Raw genomic sequence first — 16,468 nt, 5'->3', positions numbered from 1 at the left:
GTTCTTCGGGGTGGTCTCCAGCGTCTTAGAGACCAGCGCGGCCACCTGCTCGTCCGTCACCGTCCGAGGGCCACCCGGACGCGGCATGTCACCCAGGCCGGCGATCCGATACTGCACGAACCGTGCCCGCCAGCGGCCCACCGCATGGGCTGTGGACCCGAGCCGGGCGGCCACGTCCTTGTTCGACGCGCCTTCAGCACAGGCCAGGATGATCCGGCACCGCAAGGCCCACGCCTGCGGCGTGGATCGACGCCGCACCCACCCCTCGAGTGCGGCCCGCTCCTCGTCCGACAACGTCAATTCGGCCTTCGGCCGTCCCGTCCGTACCACAGGGCAAGCTTATACATCTGAACAGAATTCCCGACTCAGAAGACTAGGGGGTGTCGTCAAAGTCCCGTCTGGCCGGCGGGGTCTGGCACGCACGCTCGCCGCGTTGTCGTCGGTCACCGACGCTCCGCGTCGATTCCCTCCTCCGCCTTGCGATCGCACGCACCAGACCCCGCCGGCCCCGCCTCTTCGGGCGGCCGACGCTACTTTGACGACACCCCCTAGCCCGCCGGAAGGACGACGACTTCAGCCGGGGCGAAGGACACGGCGACCCGGTCCCCCACGGCCGGCGCCCCGGCCAGCCCGCACTCCGCCTCCAGCACCGGCCCCGCCTCCGGCTTGAGCAGCAGCGCGACATGCGTCCCCCGGAACGTCCGCGACACCACCTCACAGCCCAGCCCGGCAGCCGCCAGCACCACCCCCGCCGGCCGGATCAGGATCCGCCGCTCCCCCTCCGGGGACCCGGCCGGCACCTGCACCTTCCCCCACGCCGTGGCCGCGGCCCCGCCCACCACCGTCGCCGGGACCACGTTCTCGAAGCCGAGGAACCGCGCCACGAACTCCGAGGCCGGCCGCTGCCACACCTCCAGCGGGGTCCCGGCCTGCGCGATGCGCCCGTCCCGCATCACCACCACCCGGTCGGCCAGGGCGAACGCCTCCCCCTGGTCGTGCGTGACGGCCAGCACCGTGGTCCCGAGCCGGGAGAAGAGCCCCCGCAGCTCCACCACCAGCCGCTCGCGCAACCCCCGGTCCAGCTGCCCCAGCGGTTCGTCCAGCATCAGCAGACGCGGCGAAGGGGCCAGCGCCCGGGCCAGTGCCACCCGCTGCTGCTCACCGCCCGACAGCGAGGCCACCGAGCGGCCCCGGGCCCCGGGGAGCCCGACCAGCTCCAGCAACTCCGCGACCCGGGCCTCGGACGCCTCCCGGCCCGAGCCCCGCATGCGCAGCCCGAACGCGACGTTGCCGCCCACGTCCCGGTGCGGGAACAGCTGGTGGTCCTGGAACATCAGGCCGACCCCGCGCCGGTGCGCCGGCACCCGCGCCTGGTCGGCGCCGCCCAGCAGGACCCGCCCCGCCGAGACCGGCTGCAGCCCGGCCACCACCCGCAGCAGCGTGGACTTGCCGCTTCCGCTGGGCCCGAGCACGCAGACGATCTCGTGCTCGGCAACCTCCAGGTCGACCGCGTCGACGACGGCGCGCTCACCGAAGCGGACCGACACCCCGGCCAGTTCGAGCAACGTCATCAGAACTCTCCCGAGGTCTTGTCGGGGCGCAGCCGCTCCAGCACCAGCAGGGAGACCGCGCACACCAGCATCAGAATCGTGCTCAGGGCCATCGCCTGCCCGTAGTTCATCTCACCGGCCCGCCCCAGCAGCCGCGCCACGGCCACCGGCAGCGTCGGACGGTCGGGCCGGGCGATGAAGACGGTCGCCCCGAACTCCCCCAGCGAGACGGCGAAGGCGAATCCGGCCGCGATCAGCAGCGCCCGGCGCACCAGCGGCAGGTCCACCTCCCGCCAGGCCCGCAGCGGCGACGCCCCGAGCACGGCGGCCGCCTCGCGCAGCCGCCCGTCCACGGCCCGCAGTACGGGCAGCATCGTCCGTACGACGAACGGCACGCCCACCAGCGCCTGCGCGAGCGGCACCAGGATCCACGAGGTCCGCAGATCGAGCGGCGGCTCGTCCAGGGTGATCAGGAACCCGAACCCGACCGTCACCGCCGACACCCCCAGCGGAAGCATCAGCAGCGCGTCGAACCCGCGCACGAACCGGCCCGCGCGCCGGGTCAGCGCCGCGGCCGCGAGCCCCCCGATCAGCAGGGCGATCGCGGTGGCGGCGAGCGCGTACTGCAGGGAGTTCCAGATGGCCTCCAGCGGGGGCACCAGAAACGTTCCGCCGCCGGCGCCCACGTCTTGGAGCGCCCGGTAGAAGCCGAACCCGTACCCGCCGGGCGCATCGAGGGAGCGCTCCACCAGCACCGCCAGCGGGGCCACGATCAACAGCGCGACCGTCAGCAGCACCCCGCCCAGCAGGGCGCGCTGCCCCGGTCCGCTCGGCCGGTGCGCGGTCCGCGCCGGGTCGACCAGCCGCAGGGCGGTCTCCCGCCGGCGCACGGTCCAGGCGTGGACGGCGAGGATCAGGCCGACCGCCGCGAACTGCACCATCGTGAGGACGGCGGCCGTCGGCAGGTCCAGCAGCTGCGCGGTCTGCCGGTAGACCTCCACCTCCAGCGTGGCGTACGAGGGCCCGCCGAGGATCTGCACGACGCCGAAGGAGGTGAACGTGAACAGGAACACCATCAGCGAGGCCGCGGCCACCGCCGGCCCGAGCGCGGGCAGGGTCACCCGCCGCCAGGCGGCGAACCGCCCGGCGCCCAGCACCCGGGCGGCCTCCTCCTGGCGCGGGTCCAGCTGCGCCCAGAGCCCGCCGACCGTCCGTACGACGACGGCGTAGTTGAAGAAGACGTGCGCGAGCAGGATCGCCCAGACGGTGGTGTCCAGCCGGACGCCCCACAGCTCGTCCAGCAGCCCGCCCCGCCCGACCAGCGCCAGGAAGGCGGTGCCGACCACCACCGTCGGCAGTACGAACGGGACCGTGACCACCGCCCGCAGCAGCTGCTTGCCGGGGAACTCGAAGCGCGCGAAGACGTACGCGCCGGGGAGTGCGATCAGGAGCGTGAGCGCCGTGGACGCGCACGCCTGCCACGTGGTGAACCAGAGCACGTCGGCGATGTCGGGCCGGGTCAGCACCTCGGTGACCCGGCCGAACTGCCACCCCTCGTCGGTCTTGATCCCGCGGCCGACGATCGCGGCCACGGGGTAGGCGAAGAACAGCCCGAAGAAGGCGAGCGGCACGGCCATCAGCAGGAGCCGGACAGCCGTACCGCGCGCGCTCTCCTTCACGGGAGTGCTCTCGCGTCCTACTTCACGACGAGCGAGGACCATGCCTTGACCCACTGCTCACGGTTCTTGGCGATGGTCTCGGGAGCGACGTTCTCCGGCTTCTCGACGACCACGCCGTGCTTCGTGAACAGCTCCGGCAGCTTCGCGTCCTTGACCACCGGGTTCACGAACATCTGGAGCGGCATGTCCTCCTGGAACTTCTTGCTCAGCAGGAAGTCGAGGAGCGCCTTGCCGCCCTCCTCGTTCTTCGCTCCCTTGAGCAGGCCCGCGAACTCGACCTGCCGGAAGCAGGTGCCGGTGGCCACGCCCGTGGGGGCCTCGGCCGGCTGGGGCTCCCCGTACAGGACCTCGACCGGCGGGCTGGAGGCGTACGAGACGACCAGCGGCCGGTCGCCCTTGGCCTTCTTGCCGCCCGCGGAACCGGAGAAGCGCTCGTTGTAGGCCTGCTCCCAGCCGTCGACGACCTCGACTCCGTTGGCCTTCAGCTTGCTCCAGTAGTCCTTCCAGCCGTCCTCCCCGTACTTGCCGACGGAGGCGAGCAGGAAGCCGAGGCCCGGCGAGGAGGTCGCCGCGTTCTCGGTGACCAGCAGGTTCTTGTACTCGGGCTTGACCAGGTCGTCCAGCGTCTGCGGCGGGGCGAGCTTCTTGTCGGCGAAGTACGCCTTGTCGTAGTTGACGCAGATGTCGCCGGAGTCGATCGGGGTGACCCGGTGCTCCTTGTCGAGCACGTACTCGGGCTTCACGTCGGCCAGGCCCTTGGCCTCGTACGGCGTGAAGATCCCGTTGTCGAGGGCGCGCGAGAGGAGCGTGTTGTCCACACCGAAGAAGACGTCGCCGCGCGGGGAGCCCTTGGTGAGGATCTCCTGGTTGAGGGCGGCGCCCGCGTCCCCGGACTTCAGGACCTTGACGGTGTAGCCGCTCTGCTGCTCGAACTCCTTGAGGACCGTGTCGGTCACGTTGAAGGAGTCGTGCGAGACGAGCGTGACCGTCTTGGACTTCGGCGCACCGCTCGCGCCGGCCCCGGACTCGTCCTTGCCCTTGCCGCCGCCGCACGCGGCGAGCGTGCTGACACCGAGGGCCGCGGCCAGCGCCGCACCCGCGATCTTCCTGGTGGTGCTCACGGAACATTCCTCCTGGGTTGACCAGGAGAAGACGCGGCCCTGCCCGGGCGCTCCGGTGGAGCGGGGCGCCCGGGCAGGGCGCAACAGCTTGAGGTGGTGACCGAACTTCCTACCCAGAATGACCTGGGCAAGGTTCAGAGGGTCTGCGGCGTTGCCGCACTCTCAGCGCTGTGGCGCTCCCCTGTCGGAATATGAGTATTCAGATATACGCGGGTCAGCCTACCGCTCGCTCGCGGCGAGCTGACCGCAGGCGCCGTCGATCTCCTGGCCGCGGGTGTCCCGGACGGTCACCGGGACGCCGTGGCGGGCGATGGCCTCGACGAAGGCCTTCTCGTCCTCGGGACGCGAGGCGGTCCACTTGGAGCCCGGCGTCGGGTTCAGCGGGATCAGGTTGACGTGGACGCGCTTGCCCTTGAGCAGCCGGCCGAGGAGGTCGCCGCGCCAGGCCTGGTCGTTGATGTCGCGGATCAGGGCGTACTCGATGGAGATACGGCGGCCGGACTTCTCGGCGTACTCCCAGGCCGCGTCGAGGACCTCGCGGACCTTCCAGCGGGTGTTCACGGGGACGAGGGTGTCGCGCAGCTCGTCGTCCGGCGCGTGCAGCGAGACCGCGAGGCGGCATTTGAAGCCCTCGTCGGCGAAGCGCAGCATCGCCGGGACCAGGCCGACGGTGGAGACGGTGATCCCGCGCTGCGACAGGCCGAGGCCGTCGGGCTCGGGGTCGGTGAGGCGGCGGATGGCGCCGACGACCCGCTTGTAGTTGGCCAGCGGCTCGCCCATGCCCATGAAGACGATGTTGGACAGGCGGGCCGGGCCGCCGGGGACCTCGCCGTCGCGCAGCGCGCGCATGCCGTCGACGATCTGGTGGACGATCTCGGCGGTGGACAGGTTGCGGTCCAGGCCCGCCTGGCCGGTGGCGCAGAACGGGCAGTTCATGCCGCAGCCGGCCTGCGAGGAGATGCACATGGTGACCCGGTCGGGGTAGCGCATCAGCACGGACTCGACGAGCGTGCCGTCGTGCAGCTTCCACAGGGTCTTGCGCGTGGTGTCGTCGTCGCACGAGATGTGCCGGACGACGTTCATCAGCTCGGGCAGCAGCTCCTGCTGGAGCTTCTCCCGCGAGCCCGCCGGGATGTCGGTCCACTCGGCCGGGTCGTGCGCGTACCGGGCGAAGTAGTGCTGCGAGAGCTGCTTGGCCCGGAAGGGCTTCTCGCCGATCGCGGCGACCGCCTCGCGACGCTCCTCGGGCGTGAGGTCGGCGAGGTGCCGGGGCGGCTTCTTGGCCCCGCGAGGGGCGACGAAGGTGAGCTCTCCCGGGACAGGGCGGGCCATGGCTGGTACTCCTCGTAAGACGAAAGGCGCGCCGCAGAAGCAGCGCGCCTTTCAAGAGTAACCGCCCGGACCCACCCGGAGCCTTCGCACGTACGTCGTCCCAGCTCGGCGGGGTTGCCCCCGATGAACCGCCCGCCCGTCGGGAGCCGCGGGGCCCGGTTTCAGCCGGTGCCGACGAAAGCGGCGAGCAGCAGCCACACCACCGGGGCGGTCGGCAGCAGGGAGTCGAGCCGGTCCATGATGCCGCCGTGGCCCGGGAGCAGCGTGCCCATGTCCTTGATGCCCAGGTCCCGCTTGATCATCGACTCGCCGAGGTCGCCCAGCGTCGCGCTGACCGCGACCGCGAGACCGAGCAGCAGGCCCTGCCACCAGGCGCCCCCGTCGATCAGGAACTCCATGCACAGCGCCCCGGCCGCCATCGCGAAGGCCACCGCGCCGAACAGCCCCTCGCGGGTCTTGCCGGGGCTGATGCGCGGCGCCAGCTTGTGCTTGCCGAAGCGCCAGCCCACCGCGTACGCCCCCGTGTCGCTGACCACGGTCAGCAGCAGGAACGTGACCACGCGCTCCGGTCCGTCGTCGGCGGTGAGCAGCATCGCGACGAAGGTGGCCAGGAAGGGCACGTAGAAGGCCGCGAACACACCCGCCGTGACGTCCTTGAGGTAGTCCTCGGGCGGTTCGGTCATCCGCCAGACCAGGACGGCCAGCGCGGTCAGGGCCATGGCCACCCAGGCGCCCTCGGCCCCCCGGACGTATCCGGCGATGACCATGGCGGCGCCGCCGATCGCGAGCGGGACGAGCGGCGCCTTGATGCCCTTCTTCTCCTGGAGGCGGGAGGTGAGCTCCCACAGCCCGACGACGACCGCGACGACGATGACGCCGACGAAGACCGCCTTGACGATGAACAGCGAAGCGAAGATCACCGCACCGAGGCCGACACCGACCCCTATGGCGGCACGCAGGTCTCGCCCCGCCCGCTTCTTCGGCGGCGGCGTGGCGTCCTGCGGTGCCTGCGAGGGCGGGGACGGGGGGCTGGGCATGGGCTCCTGCGGCGGCGTCTCGGCGCGGAACGGGGGGCCGCCGTCGGCGGCCCCCCGATCGCGTGCTTCCCGGTCGTCGAAGTCACGGCCGGCGGCATCGGGCACGATGGGCATGGGCCGAGTGTGCGGGCCCACCAGCGCATCGTATGCGGGACCCGCCGGAACCGGCTCCGTGGCCCAGGGAGAGTCGTTCATCAGACTTCGAGGAGCTCGGCTTCCTTGTGCTTGAGCAGCTCGTCGACCTGCGCGACGTACTTCGCGGTGGTGTCGTCGAGCTCCTTCTCCGCGCGGCGCACCTCGTCCTCGCCGGACTCCTTGTCCTTGACGAGCTTGTCGAGGGAGTCCTTCGCCTTGCGGCGGACGGCGCGGATCGAGACCTTGGAGTCCTCGGCCTTGGTGCGCGCGACCTTGATGTACTCCTTGCGGCGATCCTGCGTCAGCTCGGGGAAGGTCACCCGGATGATGTTGCCGTCGTTGCTGGGGTTGACGCCCAGGTCGGAGTCGCGGATGGCCTGCTCGATGTTGCGCAGGGCGCTCTTGTCGAACGGGGTCACGATCGCCATGCGCGGCTCGGGCACCGAGAAGGACGCGAGCTGGTTGATGGGCGTGATGGCGCCGTAGTAGTCCGCCACGATCTTGTTGAACATCGCCGGGTGCGCACGACCGGTGCGGATCGCGGCGAAGTCTTCCTTGGCGACGACGACGGCCTTCTCCATCTTCTCCTCGGCCTCGAGGAGGATTTCTTCGATCACCACGTGCTCCTGCATGTCAGATATGGATGGTTCAGGCGGGCGGGGCGGGCTCGGCCCAGGGGGCCGGGCCCGGCGTCGAAACGCTCAGGCCCGGGTGCCCTGGTCGCTCACGAGCGTGCCGATCTTCTCACCCTTGACGGCGCGGGCGATATTGCCCTCGGCGAGCAGCTCGAAGACCAGGATCGGCAGCTTGTTGTCGCGGCACAGCGTGATCGCGGTGGCGTCGGCGACCTTGAGGTCGCGGGACAGCACCTCGCTGTACTCCAGCGCGTCGAACTTCACCGCGTCGGGGTTCTTCTTCGGGTCGGAGTCGTAGACCCCGTCGACGCCGTTCTTGCCCATGAGCAGGGCCTCGGCGTCGATTTCCAGGGCCCGCTGGGCGGCCGTGGTGTCGGTGGAGAAGTACGGCATGCCCATGCCGGCGCCGAAGATCACGACGCGGCCCTTCTCCAGGTGCCGTACGGCGCGCAGCGGGATGTACGGCTCCGCGACCTGGCCCATGGTGATGGCGGTCTGCACACGGGAGTCGATGCCTTCCTTCTCCAGGAAGTCCTGGAGGGCGAGGCAGTTCATGACGGTGCCGAGCATGCCCATGTAGTCGGACCGCGCACGGTCCATGCCGCGCTGCTGGAGTTCGGCGCCGCGGAAGAAGTTTCCGCCGCCGATCACGACGGCGATCTCCGCGCCGTCACGGACCACCGCGGCGATTTCGCGCGCGATGGCATGGACGACGTCGGGGTCGACGCCCAGTCCTCCACCACCGGAGAAGGCTTCGCCCGACAGCTTCAGCATGAAGCGGCGGCCCTTCTTGTCGTGGTCGCTCTTGTCGTCGGAAGCGGTGTGGGGGTCCACGCCCTGATTCATGGAGATCTCCTCGTGCACATACGAAGAAGGCCATTGCCGGTGGGTCCTCGCGGTTCCCTCTACGGCAATGGCCTCCTCGTCAGATCTGCGGTCGTTCCGCGCGCACGCGGACGACTGCTTCAGACCCTACCGGGGTCCGGTGTCCGTCGTTGTCAGGACGGACTCAGATGCCGACCTTGATGCGCGAGAAACGCACCAGGGTGACACCGGCCTCGTCCAGAACCTTCTGGACGGACTTCTTGGCGTCCAGCGCGTACGCCTGGCCAAGGAGCGTGTTGTCGCGGAAGAAGCCGTTGACACGACCCTCGACGATCTTCGGGAGGGCGGCCTCGGGCTTGCCCTCCGCGCGGGTGACCTCTTCGGCGACGCGGCGCTCGGACTCGACGACCTCGGCCGGGACGTCCTCGGCGGACAGCCACTTCGGCGCGAACGCGGCGATGTGCTGCGCGACGCCGCGGGCGACCTCGGCGTTCTCCTTGTCGAGCTCGACCAGGACACCGATCTGGAACGGCAGGTCGGGCATGGTGCGGTGCATGTACGACGCGACGTAACCGCCGGTGAACTGCGCGAAGCGGTCCAGGACGATCTTCTCGCCGAGGTTGGCGTTCGCCTCGTCCACGAAGGCCGTGACGGTCTTGCCGGGGGCGATCTCGGACGCGAGGAGCGTCTCGATGTCGGCCGGGGAGGTGGCGGCGACGTGCGCGGCCAGCTCGTTGGCGACGGCGAGGAACTTCTCGCCCTTCGCGACGAAGTCCGTCTCGCACTTCAGCTCGACGAGGACACCGGAGGTGTTGTCGTCGGCGATGAGGGAGACGACGGCACCGTTCTCGGCAGAACGGCCCTCGCGCTTGGCGACGCCCTTCTGACCCTTGATACGGAGCGCCTCGACGGCCTTGTCGACGTCGCCGTCGGAGTCGACCAGCGCGTTCTTGCAGTCCAGCATGCCGGCGCCGGTGAGCTCGCGGAGCTTCTTGACGTCAGCGGCGGTGTAGTTCGCCATGAGTCTGTGATTCTCTCTCGAAGTCGTAGATCTACGGGTGAACGGCGGAGGAGCGCGCTTGTGGCGCGGCTCCCCCGCCGTCATCGTCCGTGCTGCGAGTGCCCGGCGGATGAACGCCGGGCTCTCTCAGAGGGTCAGGCCTGCTCGGCGTCGGCGGCCGGAGCCTCGACGACGGCCTCGGCCTCGGGGGCCTCGACAGCGGGGGCCTCGACAGCGGCCTCGGCCGGGGCGGCCTCGGCGTCGTCGGCCTTCTTCTCGCCCTCAAGCAGGTCGCGCTCCCACTCGGCGAGCGGCTCGGCGGCGGCCTTCTCGCCCGGCTTCGAGTCACCGGTCGCAGCGCCGGAGCGGGCGATGAGGCCCTCGGCGACGGCGTCGGCGATCACGCGGGTGAGCAGGGTGACGGAGCGGATCGCGTCGTCGTTGCCCGGGATCTTGTAGTCGACCTCGTCGGGGTCGCAGTTGGTGTCGAGGATCGCGACGACCGGGATGTGGAGCTTGCGCGCCTCACCGACGGCGATGTGCTCCTTCTTGGTGTCGACGATCCAGACGGCGCTGGGAACCTTCGACATCTCGCGGATACCACCGAGGGTCTTCTCCAGCTTGGTCTTCTCGCGGGAGAGGACCAGGAGCTCCTTCTTGGTGAGACCCGAGGCGGCGACGTCCTCGAAGTCGATCGCCTCAAGCTCCTTCAGACGCTGGAGGCGCTTGTAGACGGTGGAGAAGTTGGTGAGCATGCCACCCAGCCAGCGCTGGTTGACGTACGGCATGCCAACGCGCGTCGCCTGCTCGGCGATGGCCTCCTGGGCCTGCTTCTTGGTACCGACGAACATGATGGAGCCGCCGTGGGCGACGGTCTCCTTGACGAACTCGTAGGCGCGGTCGATGTACGACAGCGACTGGAGCAGGTCGATGATGTAGATGCCGTTGCGCTCGGTGAAGATGAAGCGCTTCATCTTCGGGTTCCAGCGACGGGTCTGGTGACCGAAGTGGACGCCGCTTTCCAGCAGCTCCCGCATCGTTACGACGGCCATGGCCATCTCCTTGGTTTCTCGGTTTGGTTCCTGACGCCCCACCGCGTCCTGCCCCCGACGAAGGGGACCGAGAGACGCTTCCACCTGGCCTGATCGGCTGGTGCTGGGGCGTGCGAAGTCGACCCGGTGACCCGGATCGCCGTTAGAAGTGTACGGGACCGGGCGGTATGCCAGGTGACGCCGTTGTCCACAACCGGCCGGCCGTCCACAGGCCCGCTCACGCTCCGCGACCGGGCGGCAACCTGGACGGCATGACGACACTGCTGCTCACGCTGCTGCTGACCCTGGCCCAGGCCCTCGCACCCGCGGCCCGGCCGCTCCCGCCGCCCCTGGTGGTGACCCGCTGGTGGGATCCGCCCCCGACCCCGTACGCGGCCGGGCACCGCGGGGTGGACCTGGCCGCCCCGGTGGGCGCGGAGATCAGGGCGGTCGGCCCGGGGCGGGTGCACCACGCGGGCCCGGTGGCCGGGCGCGGGGTCCTGTCCCTGACCCTCCCGGGCGGCCTGCGCACCACGTACGAACCGGTCCGGCCGCTGGTCTCGGAGGGCGAGGAGGTCACGAGCGGCCAGGTGGTGGCGGTCCTCACGGAGGGCACACACTGCGGCGGTCCCTGTCTCCACTGGGGCCTCCTGTCGGGCACGACGTACCTGAACCCCTTGGCCCTCCTGCCGCGCCCGACACCGAGACTCCTGCCGAACGCGGCCCCGCTGCCGTTCCGGGCCTCAGCCCTGCACGCCCCGCAGGGCCATGGCCACGGCGGCTTCGGTGACCACGCCGGGATCCTCCGCGGCGCCCAGCTCGATGCGCCGGACAGCCGCATCGACGACCCCCTGCAGCAGCATCGCCGCGAGGCGGGGCTGCTCGTGGCCCAGGGCGCCCAGCGCCTCCACGATCATCGCCACGAGCCCGCCGTGCGCGGCGCGGATCTTCTCCCGCGCCCCCGCGTCCAGCTCACTGGCCGAGATCGCGACCACCGCCCGGTGCCGCCGGTCCCCGACCAGCCCCAGCTGGCTGCGCACGTAGGCCTCGACCTTGGCCTCGGGAGACCCGGCCCGCTCCATCGCCGCCTCGATCTCGGCGGCCCACACGGGGAAGTCCACCGCGCACAGCTCTTCGACCACGGCCGCGCGGGAGCGGAAGTACTCGTACACGGAGGACCGGGCAAGGCCCGTGCGCTCCGCCAGGGCGGGGAAGGTCAGCGCTTCCGTCCCGCCTTCGGACAACAGGGAGCGCGCGGCGTCCAGCAGGGCGCCGCGCTGCATCGACCGGTGCTCGGCCACGGAGGCCGCTCGAATCCTGGGCACACGTCCACTTTACGGAGGCGCCGCAAGCTCACCGGCCGACATCCGCCAGCTTGGCCCGCAGCTGGAGCACCGACTTGGTGTGGATCTGGCTGACCCGGCTCTCGGTGACGCCCAGTACGTTGCCGATCTCGGCCAGGGTGAGGCCTTCGTAGTAGTACAGCGTGACCACGGTCTTCTCGCGTTCCGGCAGGGTGTTGATCGCCCTGGCCAGGAGCCTGCGCAGCTCGCGGTCCTCGGCCACCTCCACCGGGTTGTCGGCGGCGGTGTCCTCCAGGGTGTCCATCAGCGAGAGGCGGTCGCCGCCCTCGCCGCCGACGTGCAGCAGCTCCTCCAGGGCGACCACGTTGGCCAGCGACAACTGACTGAACACGGCGTGGAGTTCCTCCACGGCGATGCCCATCTCGCCGGCGACCTCGTGCTCGGTCGGGGTGCGGCGCAGCTGGGCTTCGAGGGTGGCGTAGGCCCGCTCCACGGCCCTCGCCTTCTGCCGGACCGAGCGCGGGATCCAGTCCAGGGCGCGCAACTCGTCGATCATCGCGCCCCGGATGCGGGTGATCGCGTACGTCTCGAACTTGATGGACCGCTCGATGTCGAACTTCTCGATGGCGTCGATCAGCCCGAAGACCCCGGAGGAGACGAAGTCGGCCTGTTCCACATTGGGCGGCAGGCCCACGCTGACCCGGCCGGCCACGTACTTCACCAGGGGCGAGTAGTGCAGGATCAGCTGCTCCCGCAGCCGCTCGTCACCGCTCTCCTTGTACGAGCGCCACAGCACGTCGAGGGACGAGGGTGCGGTGGTCCGCACGCTGCCGCGGGCAGCGGGGGGCACCGCAGCGCGGTCAGACCCTGAGGTGTGCTGGGGCATGCTTCGCCTTTGCCGGAGCGGGATTCCTTGGGAGCGTAGCGTGACGGAAGTGTCGCGGTGCGCGAAGAGTACGGGATCGCGCATGGGCACCGGGGCGCCCTGACTCGCGCGGGCGACCCGGGACCGGCGCCTGGCGCTCGGTCCCGGCGGCTGCCACCGGGGAGACCGCGTCTCTCATCGGCTTCACTCTTTCACCGGAACACCCCAGGTCAATGACCGCCTCGCCGAGTGCCACCGGTTTGTGTGCCTCCTTCAGGTGATTGTGTGGTCAACTGCCAGCGCTCGCCCTGCCGTTCGACGAACCCCAGAGAGTGAAGTTCGTACAGTCTGCCGATGACTTCATCGGTGCCGGTGCCGGCGGCGAGGGCCACTTGGTCCGCGTGCGCGGGGCGGCCGACCGCCGGCATGGCTTCGAGGACGCGCGCGGTGTCCCGGTCCAGCAGGTCCCGGGCGAGCACCGGGCCGCGCCGCTCGGGGGCCAGTTCGCCCATGCCGCCGACGAGCTCGACCACTTCCGCGGCGTCCGTGACGAGCACGGCCTCACCGCGCAGCAGTTCGTGCACCCCGCCCGAGAGTCCGCTGGTGGCCGGGCCGGGGACGCCCATGGTGAACCGCCCGAGCCGCTGGGCCCGCCGGGCCGTGACCAGGGAGCCGCTGCGGTGGGCCGCCTCGACCACCACGGTGCCCCGGGTCAGTGCGGCGATGACCCGGTTGCGCAGCACGAACCGGGTCGGGCTCGGGTGGCTGCCGGGCGGCAGCTCCCCCAGTACGAGCCCCTGCGCGGCGATCCGGCCGAGCAACTCGGCGTGGCCGCGCGGGTAGGCGACGTCCACCCCGCAGGCGAGCACCGCGGCGGTGGCGCCGCCCGAGGCGAGGGCGCCCCGGTGGGCCGCGCCGTCGACCCCGTACGCCGCTCCCGAGACCACCACCCAGCCCCGCTCGGCGAGTCCGGCGGCCAGGGTCTGGGCCATGTGCGCCCCGTACGGGGTGCAGGCGCGGGCGCCGACCACGGCGACGGAGCGCAGCGCCCAGGTCCGCAGGTCCGGCCGGCCCCGCAGCCAGAGCCCGATGGGCCGGGCGTCGCCGAGGTCGTCCAGCTGGGTCGGCCACTGCGGGGTGCCGGGGCAGATGAACCGGCCGCCGTCGCGGGCGGCCGCCGCCAGATCCCGCCGGGGGTCGGCGAGCGCGGCCCGTCTGCGGTAGCCGGCGAGCCGCTGCTCCCCCACCCCGGCGAGCGCTGCCGCCGCGGTGTCCGGGCCGGTCAGCAGCCGTATCAGCCCGGCGGCGCCGTGCTCGCGCAGCCACCGCCCGCCGTGCTCGTCCCCGGGCTCCAGCACCCGGGTCAACGCGGCCCGCGCCAGCAACTCCGGGTCGGGCTCGACCTCCGGTCCCGCTCCGGGTGCCTCCTCGGGCCCCGCCGGGGCGCTCATGGCCGCGCCTCCATGGCCAGGGCGGCCCCGCGGGCGATGCCGGTGCGCAGTTCGAGGGCGACGGCCACGTCCAGGGCCTCGGGGCGGTCCCGGCCCCGCAGGTCGGCCACGGTCCAGGCCACCCGCAGCACCCGGTCCAGCCCGCGGGCGGTGAGCAGCCCGCGCTCCAGGTCCCGCTCGGCCTGGGCCAGCGCCCCGGGGGCCGCCTGCCACCGGGTGCGCAGCTCGTGCCCGGGCACCTCGGCGTTGAGCCGCCACGGGGTGTCGGCGAGCCGGGCCGCGCTGCGGTCCCTGGCCTCCCGCACCCGGTCGGCGACGACCGCGGTGGTCTCCCCGCGGCCCCCGCGCCCCAGCAGGTCGGAGCGGGTGACCGGCTCGACCTCCACCCGCAGGTCCACCCGGTCGAGCAGCGGCCCCGACAGCCTGGCCTGGTAGCGCCGGATCACCGAGGCCGGGCATTCGCAGCCGGCCCCGAGCAGGGTGTGCCGTCCGCACGGGCAGGGGTTCGCCGCGAGGACCATCAGGAACCTCGCCGGGAGCCGCACCACCCCTGCGGCCCGGGCGATCACCACGTGCCCCGATTCGAGGGGCTGGCGCAGCGCGTCCAGCGCCTTGGTGCTGAATTCGGCGGCCTCGTCCAGGAAGAGCACGCCGCGGTGGGCCAGGGAGACCGCCCCGGGCCGCGGCACGCCCGCTCCGCCGCCGACCAGGGACTGCATGGTCGCCGAATGGTGCGGCGCGCAGTACGGGGGCCGGGCGACCAGCGGTTCCCCTGGCGGCAGGACCCCGGCGACCGAGTGCACGGCCGTGACCTCCAGGGAGTCCTGCCGGCAGAGCGGCGGGAGGATCCAGGGGATCCGCTCGGCCAGCATCGTCTTGCCGGCTCCCGGCGGCCCGCTGAGGAAGAGGTGGTGGCCCCCGGAGGCAGCCACCTCCAGGGCCCGGCGGGCGCCGTGCTGCCCGGCGACATCGGAGAGGTCGGGGAAGTCCGGCGGCTCCCCCTCCCCGGCCCGGGGCCCGCCGCGGGAGATCCCGGTGCCGATGCCCGCGCCCGGGACCACCAGCCCGGCCAGCATCGGATCGGGCCGCCCCGCCTGATCCGGTGGTTCCTCCTCGGGGACCTCCCCGTCGGTGAGGACCGCGATCAGCCGGCGCAGGCTGCGCACCCCCAGCACGCTGACGTCGGGGACCAGCATGGCCTCTGCGGCGCACTGCTGCGGCACCACCACGTTGCGGTACCCGGCGTCGGCCGCCGCGAGGACCGCCGGCAGGACGCCCCGCACCGGCCGCACCCGGCCGTCCAGTCCCAGCTCACCGATGAGCACCAGATCGGCGATGACGGCGGGGTCGACCACCTCGGCGGCGCCCAGCACGGCGGCCGCGACCGCCAGGTCGAACCCCGCGCCCGATTTCGGCACGGAAGCCGGGCTGAGCCCGACCGTGAGCTTCTTCTGCGGCCAGGCAGCCCCCGAGTTCACGATGGCGGCCCGCACCCGGTCCCGGCTCTCGGTCAGGGTCTTGTCGGGCAGCCCCACCAGGGTGAAAGCGGCGAGCCCGGGCTCCAGATCGGCCTGGACCTCAACCACCACCCCGTCCACACCCACCAGGGCCACCGAGCAGGCTCGCGCGAACCCCATCACGCCACCCCCCGGACGTGCTCCACCACGGCCGCACCGCGCCGCGGCAGCAGGACCCCCACGAGATCGATCCGCACCCCGCCCGGGGGCGGCCCGCCGTGGTCGGCGAGCCAGCGCCCGGCGAGCCGGCGCAATCGCTCGGCCTTGCCGGGCCGGACGGCGGCCATGGGATGTTCGAAATCCCCCACCCGGCGCGTCTTGACCTCGCACACGACGAGGGCGTCCCCGTCCCGCGCGACGATGTCGATCTCGCCGCTGCGGCACCGCCAGTTCCGCGCGATCACCGTCATGCCGGCCTCGGTCAGCCGCCGCGCCGCGAGCTCCTCGCCGTAACGCCCCAACGCCTGCCGTGCCACGCCCTTCGCGTCCATCGGGCACCACCTCCGCCCCCGACGATCCCGCGGCCCCGCCCACCCTGTGGATCTTGGTGGACGGCGAGGGCATTGTGGACAACCCCCTCACCCCTCAGGGTGAAAACGGGAGGCCCCGGGCGGTGGTCGCGGGAGCGCGGCGGGCGGCGGCGAAGGGCCGGGCGTCAGCTGCCCGGCAGTTCGAGATCGCTCTTGTTGAGCTCCTCGATGTTCACGTCCTTGAAGGTCAGCACCCGCACCTGCTTCACGAAGCGGGCCGGCCGGTACATGTCCCAAACCCAGGCGTCGGCCATCGTGACCTCGAAGAACACCTCCCCCTGGACCGAGTGCACCTGCATCTCGTAGTCGTTCGTGAGGTAGAAACGACGTTCGGTCTCGATCACGTACTTGAACAGCCCGACGACGTCGCGGTACTCGCGATAGAGCTTCAGCTCCATCTCGGTCTCGTACTTCTCGAGGTCCTCGGCGCTCATGGCATGTTCCCCTTCAGCCGTG

General features: G+C 71.7%; 16 protein-coding genes, 1 pseudogene and 1 riboswitch. Of the genes and pseudogenes, 1 reads left to right on the top strand and 16 read right to left on the bottom strand.

The genetic code is table 11. The features are described 5' to 3' along the window. The 10 genes from ACIBAD_RS13265 to rpsB form a co-directional block, all read right to left on the bottom strand. The coding region (locus tag ACIBAD_RS13265) for a helix-turn-helix domain-containing protein (protein WP_398906399.1) at positions 1 to 330 on the bottom strand (330 nt) is incomplete at its 3' end. Between the two features lie 218 nt (positions 331 to 548). Further along, positions 549 to 1,571, bottom strand: a complete 1,023-nt coding sequence (locus ACIBAD_RS13260; protein WP_398906397.1) for an ABC transporter ATP-binding protein — start codon at positions 1,569 to 1,571, stop codon at positions 549 to 551. Then, complete coding sequence (locus tag ACIBAD_RS13255) at positions 1,571 to 3,187, bottom strand: iron ABC transporter permease (RefSeq protein WP_134074367.1); 1,617 nt, start codon at positions 3,185 to 3,187, stop codon at positions 1,571 to 1,573. Before ACIBAD_RS13255 ends, ACIBAD_RS13260 begins: the two co-directional genes overlap by 1 nt. 59 nt (positions 3,188 to 3,246) lie before the next feature. Further along, a complete protein-coding gene (locus tag ACIBAD_RS13250) occupies positions 3,247 to 4,350 on the bottom strand; it encodes a thiamine ABC transporter substrate binding subunit (protein ID WP_398906395.1) in 1,104 nt (367 codons plus the stop codon). Positions 4,351 to 4,438: 88 nt separating this feature from the next. Further along, positions 4,439 to 4,543, bottom strand: a riboswitch (TPP riboswitch). A 26-nt stretch (positions 4,544 to 4,569) separates the two neighbouring features. Beyond that, positions 4,570 to 5,682, bottom strand: a complete 1,113-nt coding sequence (rlmN, locus tag ACIBAD_RS13245) for a 23S rRNA (adenine(2503)-C(2))-methyltransferase RlmN (protein WP_030298414.1) — start codon at positions 5,680 to 5,682, stop codon at positions 4,570 to 4,572. Positions 5,683 to 5,843: 161 nt separating this feature from the next. Beyond that, positions 5,844 to 6,914: a phosphatidate cytidylyltransferase gene (locus tag ACIBAD_RS13240; RefSeq protein ID WP_398906392.1), complete on the bottom strand. Its 1,071-nt coding sequence runs from the start codon at positions 6,912 to 6,914 to the stop codon at positions 5,844 to 5,846. After that, positions 6,914 to 7,471: a ribosome recycling factor gene (frr, locus tag ACIBAD_RS13235; protein WP_030162526.1), complete on the bottom strand. Its 558-nt coding sequence runs from the start codon at positions 7,469 to 7,471 to the stop codon at positions 6,914 to 6,916. Before frr ends, ACIBAD_RS13240 begins: the two co-directional genes overlap by 1 nt. A gap of 84 nt (positions 7,472 to 7,555) precedes the next feature. Continuing rightward, positions 7,556 to 8,335 (bottom strand): UMP kinase, encoded by a 780-nt coding sequence (pyrH, locus tag ACIBAD_RS13230; RefSeq protein WP_030162523.1) that lies wholly within the window; start codon positions 8,333 to 8,335, stop codon positions 7,556 to 7,558. A 163-nt stretch (positions 8,336 to 8,498) separates the two neighbouring features. Further along, positions 8,499 to 9,335, bottom strand: coding sequence for a translation elongation factor Ts (gene tsf / locus ACIBAD_RS13225; RefSeq protein WP_134070809.1), 837 nt, complete (start codon positions 9,333 to 9,335; stop codon positions 8,499 to 8,501). A gap of 134 nt (positions 9,336 to 9,469) precedes the next feature. Beyond that, positions 9,470 to 10,366: a 30S ribosomal protein S2 gene (gene rpsB / locus ACIBAD_RS13220; protein ID WP_134070811.1), complete on the bottom strand. Its 897-nt coding sequence runs from the start codon at positions 10,364 to 10,366 to the stop codon at positions 9,470 to 9,472. 167 nt (positions 10,367 to 10,533) lie between these two features. Here rpsB and ACIBAD_RS13215 point away from each other — a divergent pair. Then, positions 10,534 to 10,962: pseudogene (locus ACIBAD_RS13215) on the top strand (peptidoglycan DD-metalloendopeptidase family protein); the annotation flags it as partial. 126 nt (positions 10,963 to 11,088) lie between these two features. Here the strand turns inward: ACIBAD_RS13215 and ACIBAD_RS13210 are convergent. The 6 genes from ACIBAD_RS13210 to ACIBAD_RS13185 form a co-directional block, all read right to left on the bottom strand. Continuing rightward, a complete protein-coding gene (locus ACIBAD_RS13210; protein WP_398906438.1) occupies positions 11,089 to 11,646 on the bottom strand; it encodes a TetR/AcrR family transcriptional regulator in 558 nt (185 codons plus the stop codon). Between the two features lie 52 nt (positions 11,647 to 11,698). Beyond that, on the bottom strand, positions 11,699 to 12,535 hold the full coding sequence (gene whiG / locus ACIBAD_RS13205) for an RNA polymerase sigma factor WhiG (protein WP_134070813.1): 837 nt from the start codon (positions 12,533 to 12,535) through the stop codon (positions 11,699 to 11,701). A gap of 209 nt (positions 12,536 to 12,744) precedes the next feature. Further along, a complete protein-coding gene (gene dprA, locus ACIBAD_RS13200) occupies positions 12,745 to 13,965 on the bottom strand; it encodes a DNA-processing protein DprA (RefSeq protein ID WP_134070815.1) in 1,221 nt (406 codons plus the stop codon). After that, entirely contained in the window at positions 13,962 to 15,602 is a 1,641-nt protein-coding gene (locus ACIBAD_RS13195) for a YifB family Mg chelatase-like AAA ATPase (protein WP_398906387.1), read from the bottom strand. The genes dprA and ACIBAD_RS13195 overlap by 4 nt, the downstream gene beginning before the upstream one ends. Further along, positions 15,602 to 15,973, bottom strand: a complete 372-nt coding sequence (locus ACIBAD_RS13190; protein ID WP_134070819.1) for a YraN family protein — start codon at positions 15,971 to 15,973, stop codon at positions 15,602 to 15,604. The genes ACIBAD_RS13195 and ACIBAD_RS13190 overlap by 1 nt, the downstream gene beginning before the upstream one ends. Before the next feature lie 164 nt (positions 15,974 to 16,137). After that, a complete protein-coding gene (locus ACIBAD_RS13185) occupies positions 16,138 to 16,446 on the bottom strand; it encodes a DUF2469 domain-containing protein (RefSeq protein ID WP_006139554.1) in 309 nt (102 codons plus the stop codon). Positions 16,447 to 16,468: the final 22 nt, after the last annotated feature.

This window comes from Streptomyces sp. NPDC051109 (assembly GCF_044455885.1).
GTDB lineage: Bacteria > Actinomycetota > Actinomycetes > Streptomycetales > Streptomycetaceae > Streptomyces.
Note: the sequence above shows the minus strand (reverse complement) of the source record. Positions and strands in the feature narration are given on the sequence as shown.

Coding starts and splice junctions, on each gene's coding strand:
- whiG (WP_134070813.1), bottom strand. CDS start 12,535: ATGCCCCAGCACACCTCAGGGTCTGACCGCGCTGCGGTGCCCCCCGCT.
- ACIBAD_RS13190 (WP_134070819.1), bottom strand. CDS start 15,973: ATGGACGCGAAGGGCGTGGCACGGCAGGCGTTGGGGCGTTACGGCGAG.
- ACIBAD_RS13255 (WP_134074367.1), bottom strand. CDS start 3,187: ATGGCCGTGCCGCTCGCCTTCTTCGGGCTGTTCTTCGCCTACCCCGTG.
- ACIBAD_RS13195 (WP_398906387.1), bottom strand. CDS start 15,602: ATGGGGTTCGCGCGAGCCTGCTCGGTGGCCCTGGTGGGTGTGGACGGG.
- pyrH (WP_030162523.1), bottom strand. CDS start 8,335: ATGAATCAGGGCGTGGACCCCCACACCGCTTCCGACGACAAGAGCGAC.
- rpsB (WP_134070811.1), bottom strand. CDS start 10,366: ATGGCCGTCGTAACGATGCGGGAGCTGCTGGAAAGCGGCGTCCACTTC.
- ACIBAD_RS13240 (WP_398906392.1), bottom strand. CDS start 6,914: ATGAACGACTCTCCCTGGGCCACGGAGCCGGTTCCGGCGGGTCCCGCA.
- tsf (WP_134070809.1), bottom strand. CDS start 9,335: ATGGCGAACTACACCGCCGCTGACGTCAAGAAGCTCCGCGAGCTCACC.
- ACIBAD_RS13260 (WP_398906397.1), bottom strand. CDS start 1,571: ATGACGTTGCTCGAACTGGCCGGGGTGTCGGTCCGCTTCGGTGAGCGC.
- rlmN (WP_030298414.1), bottom strand. CDS start 5,682: ATGGCCCGCCCTGTCCCGGGAGAGCTCACCTTCGTCGCCCCTCGCGGG.
- dprA (WP_134070815.1), bottom strand. CDS start 13,965: ATGAGCGCCCCGGCGGGGCCCGAGGAGGCACCCGGAGCGGGACCGGAG.
- ACIBAD_RS13185 (WP_006139554.1), bottom strand. CDS start 16,446: ATGAGCGCCGAGGACCTCGAGAAGTACGAGACCGAGATGGAGCTGAAG.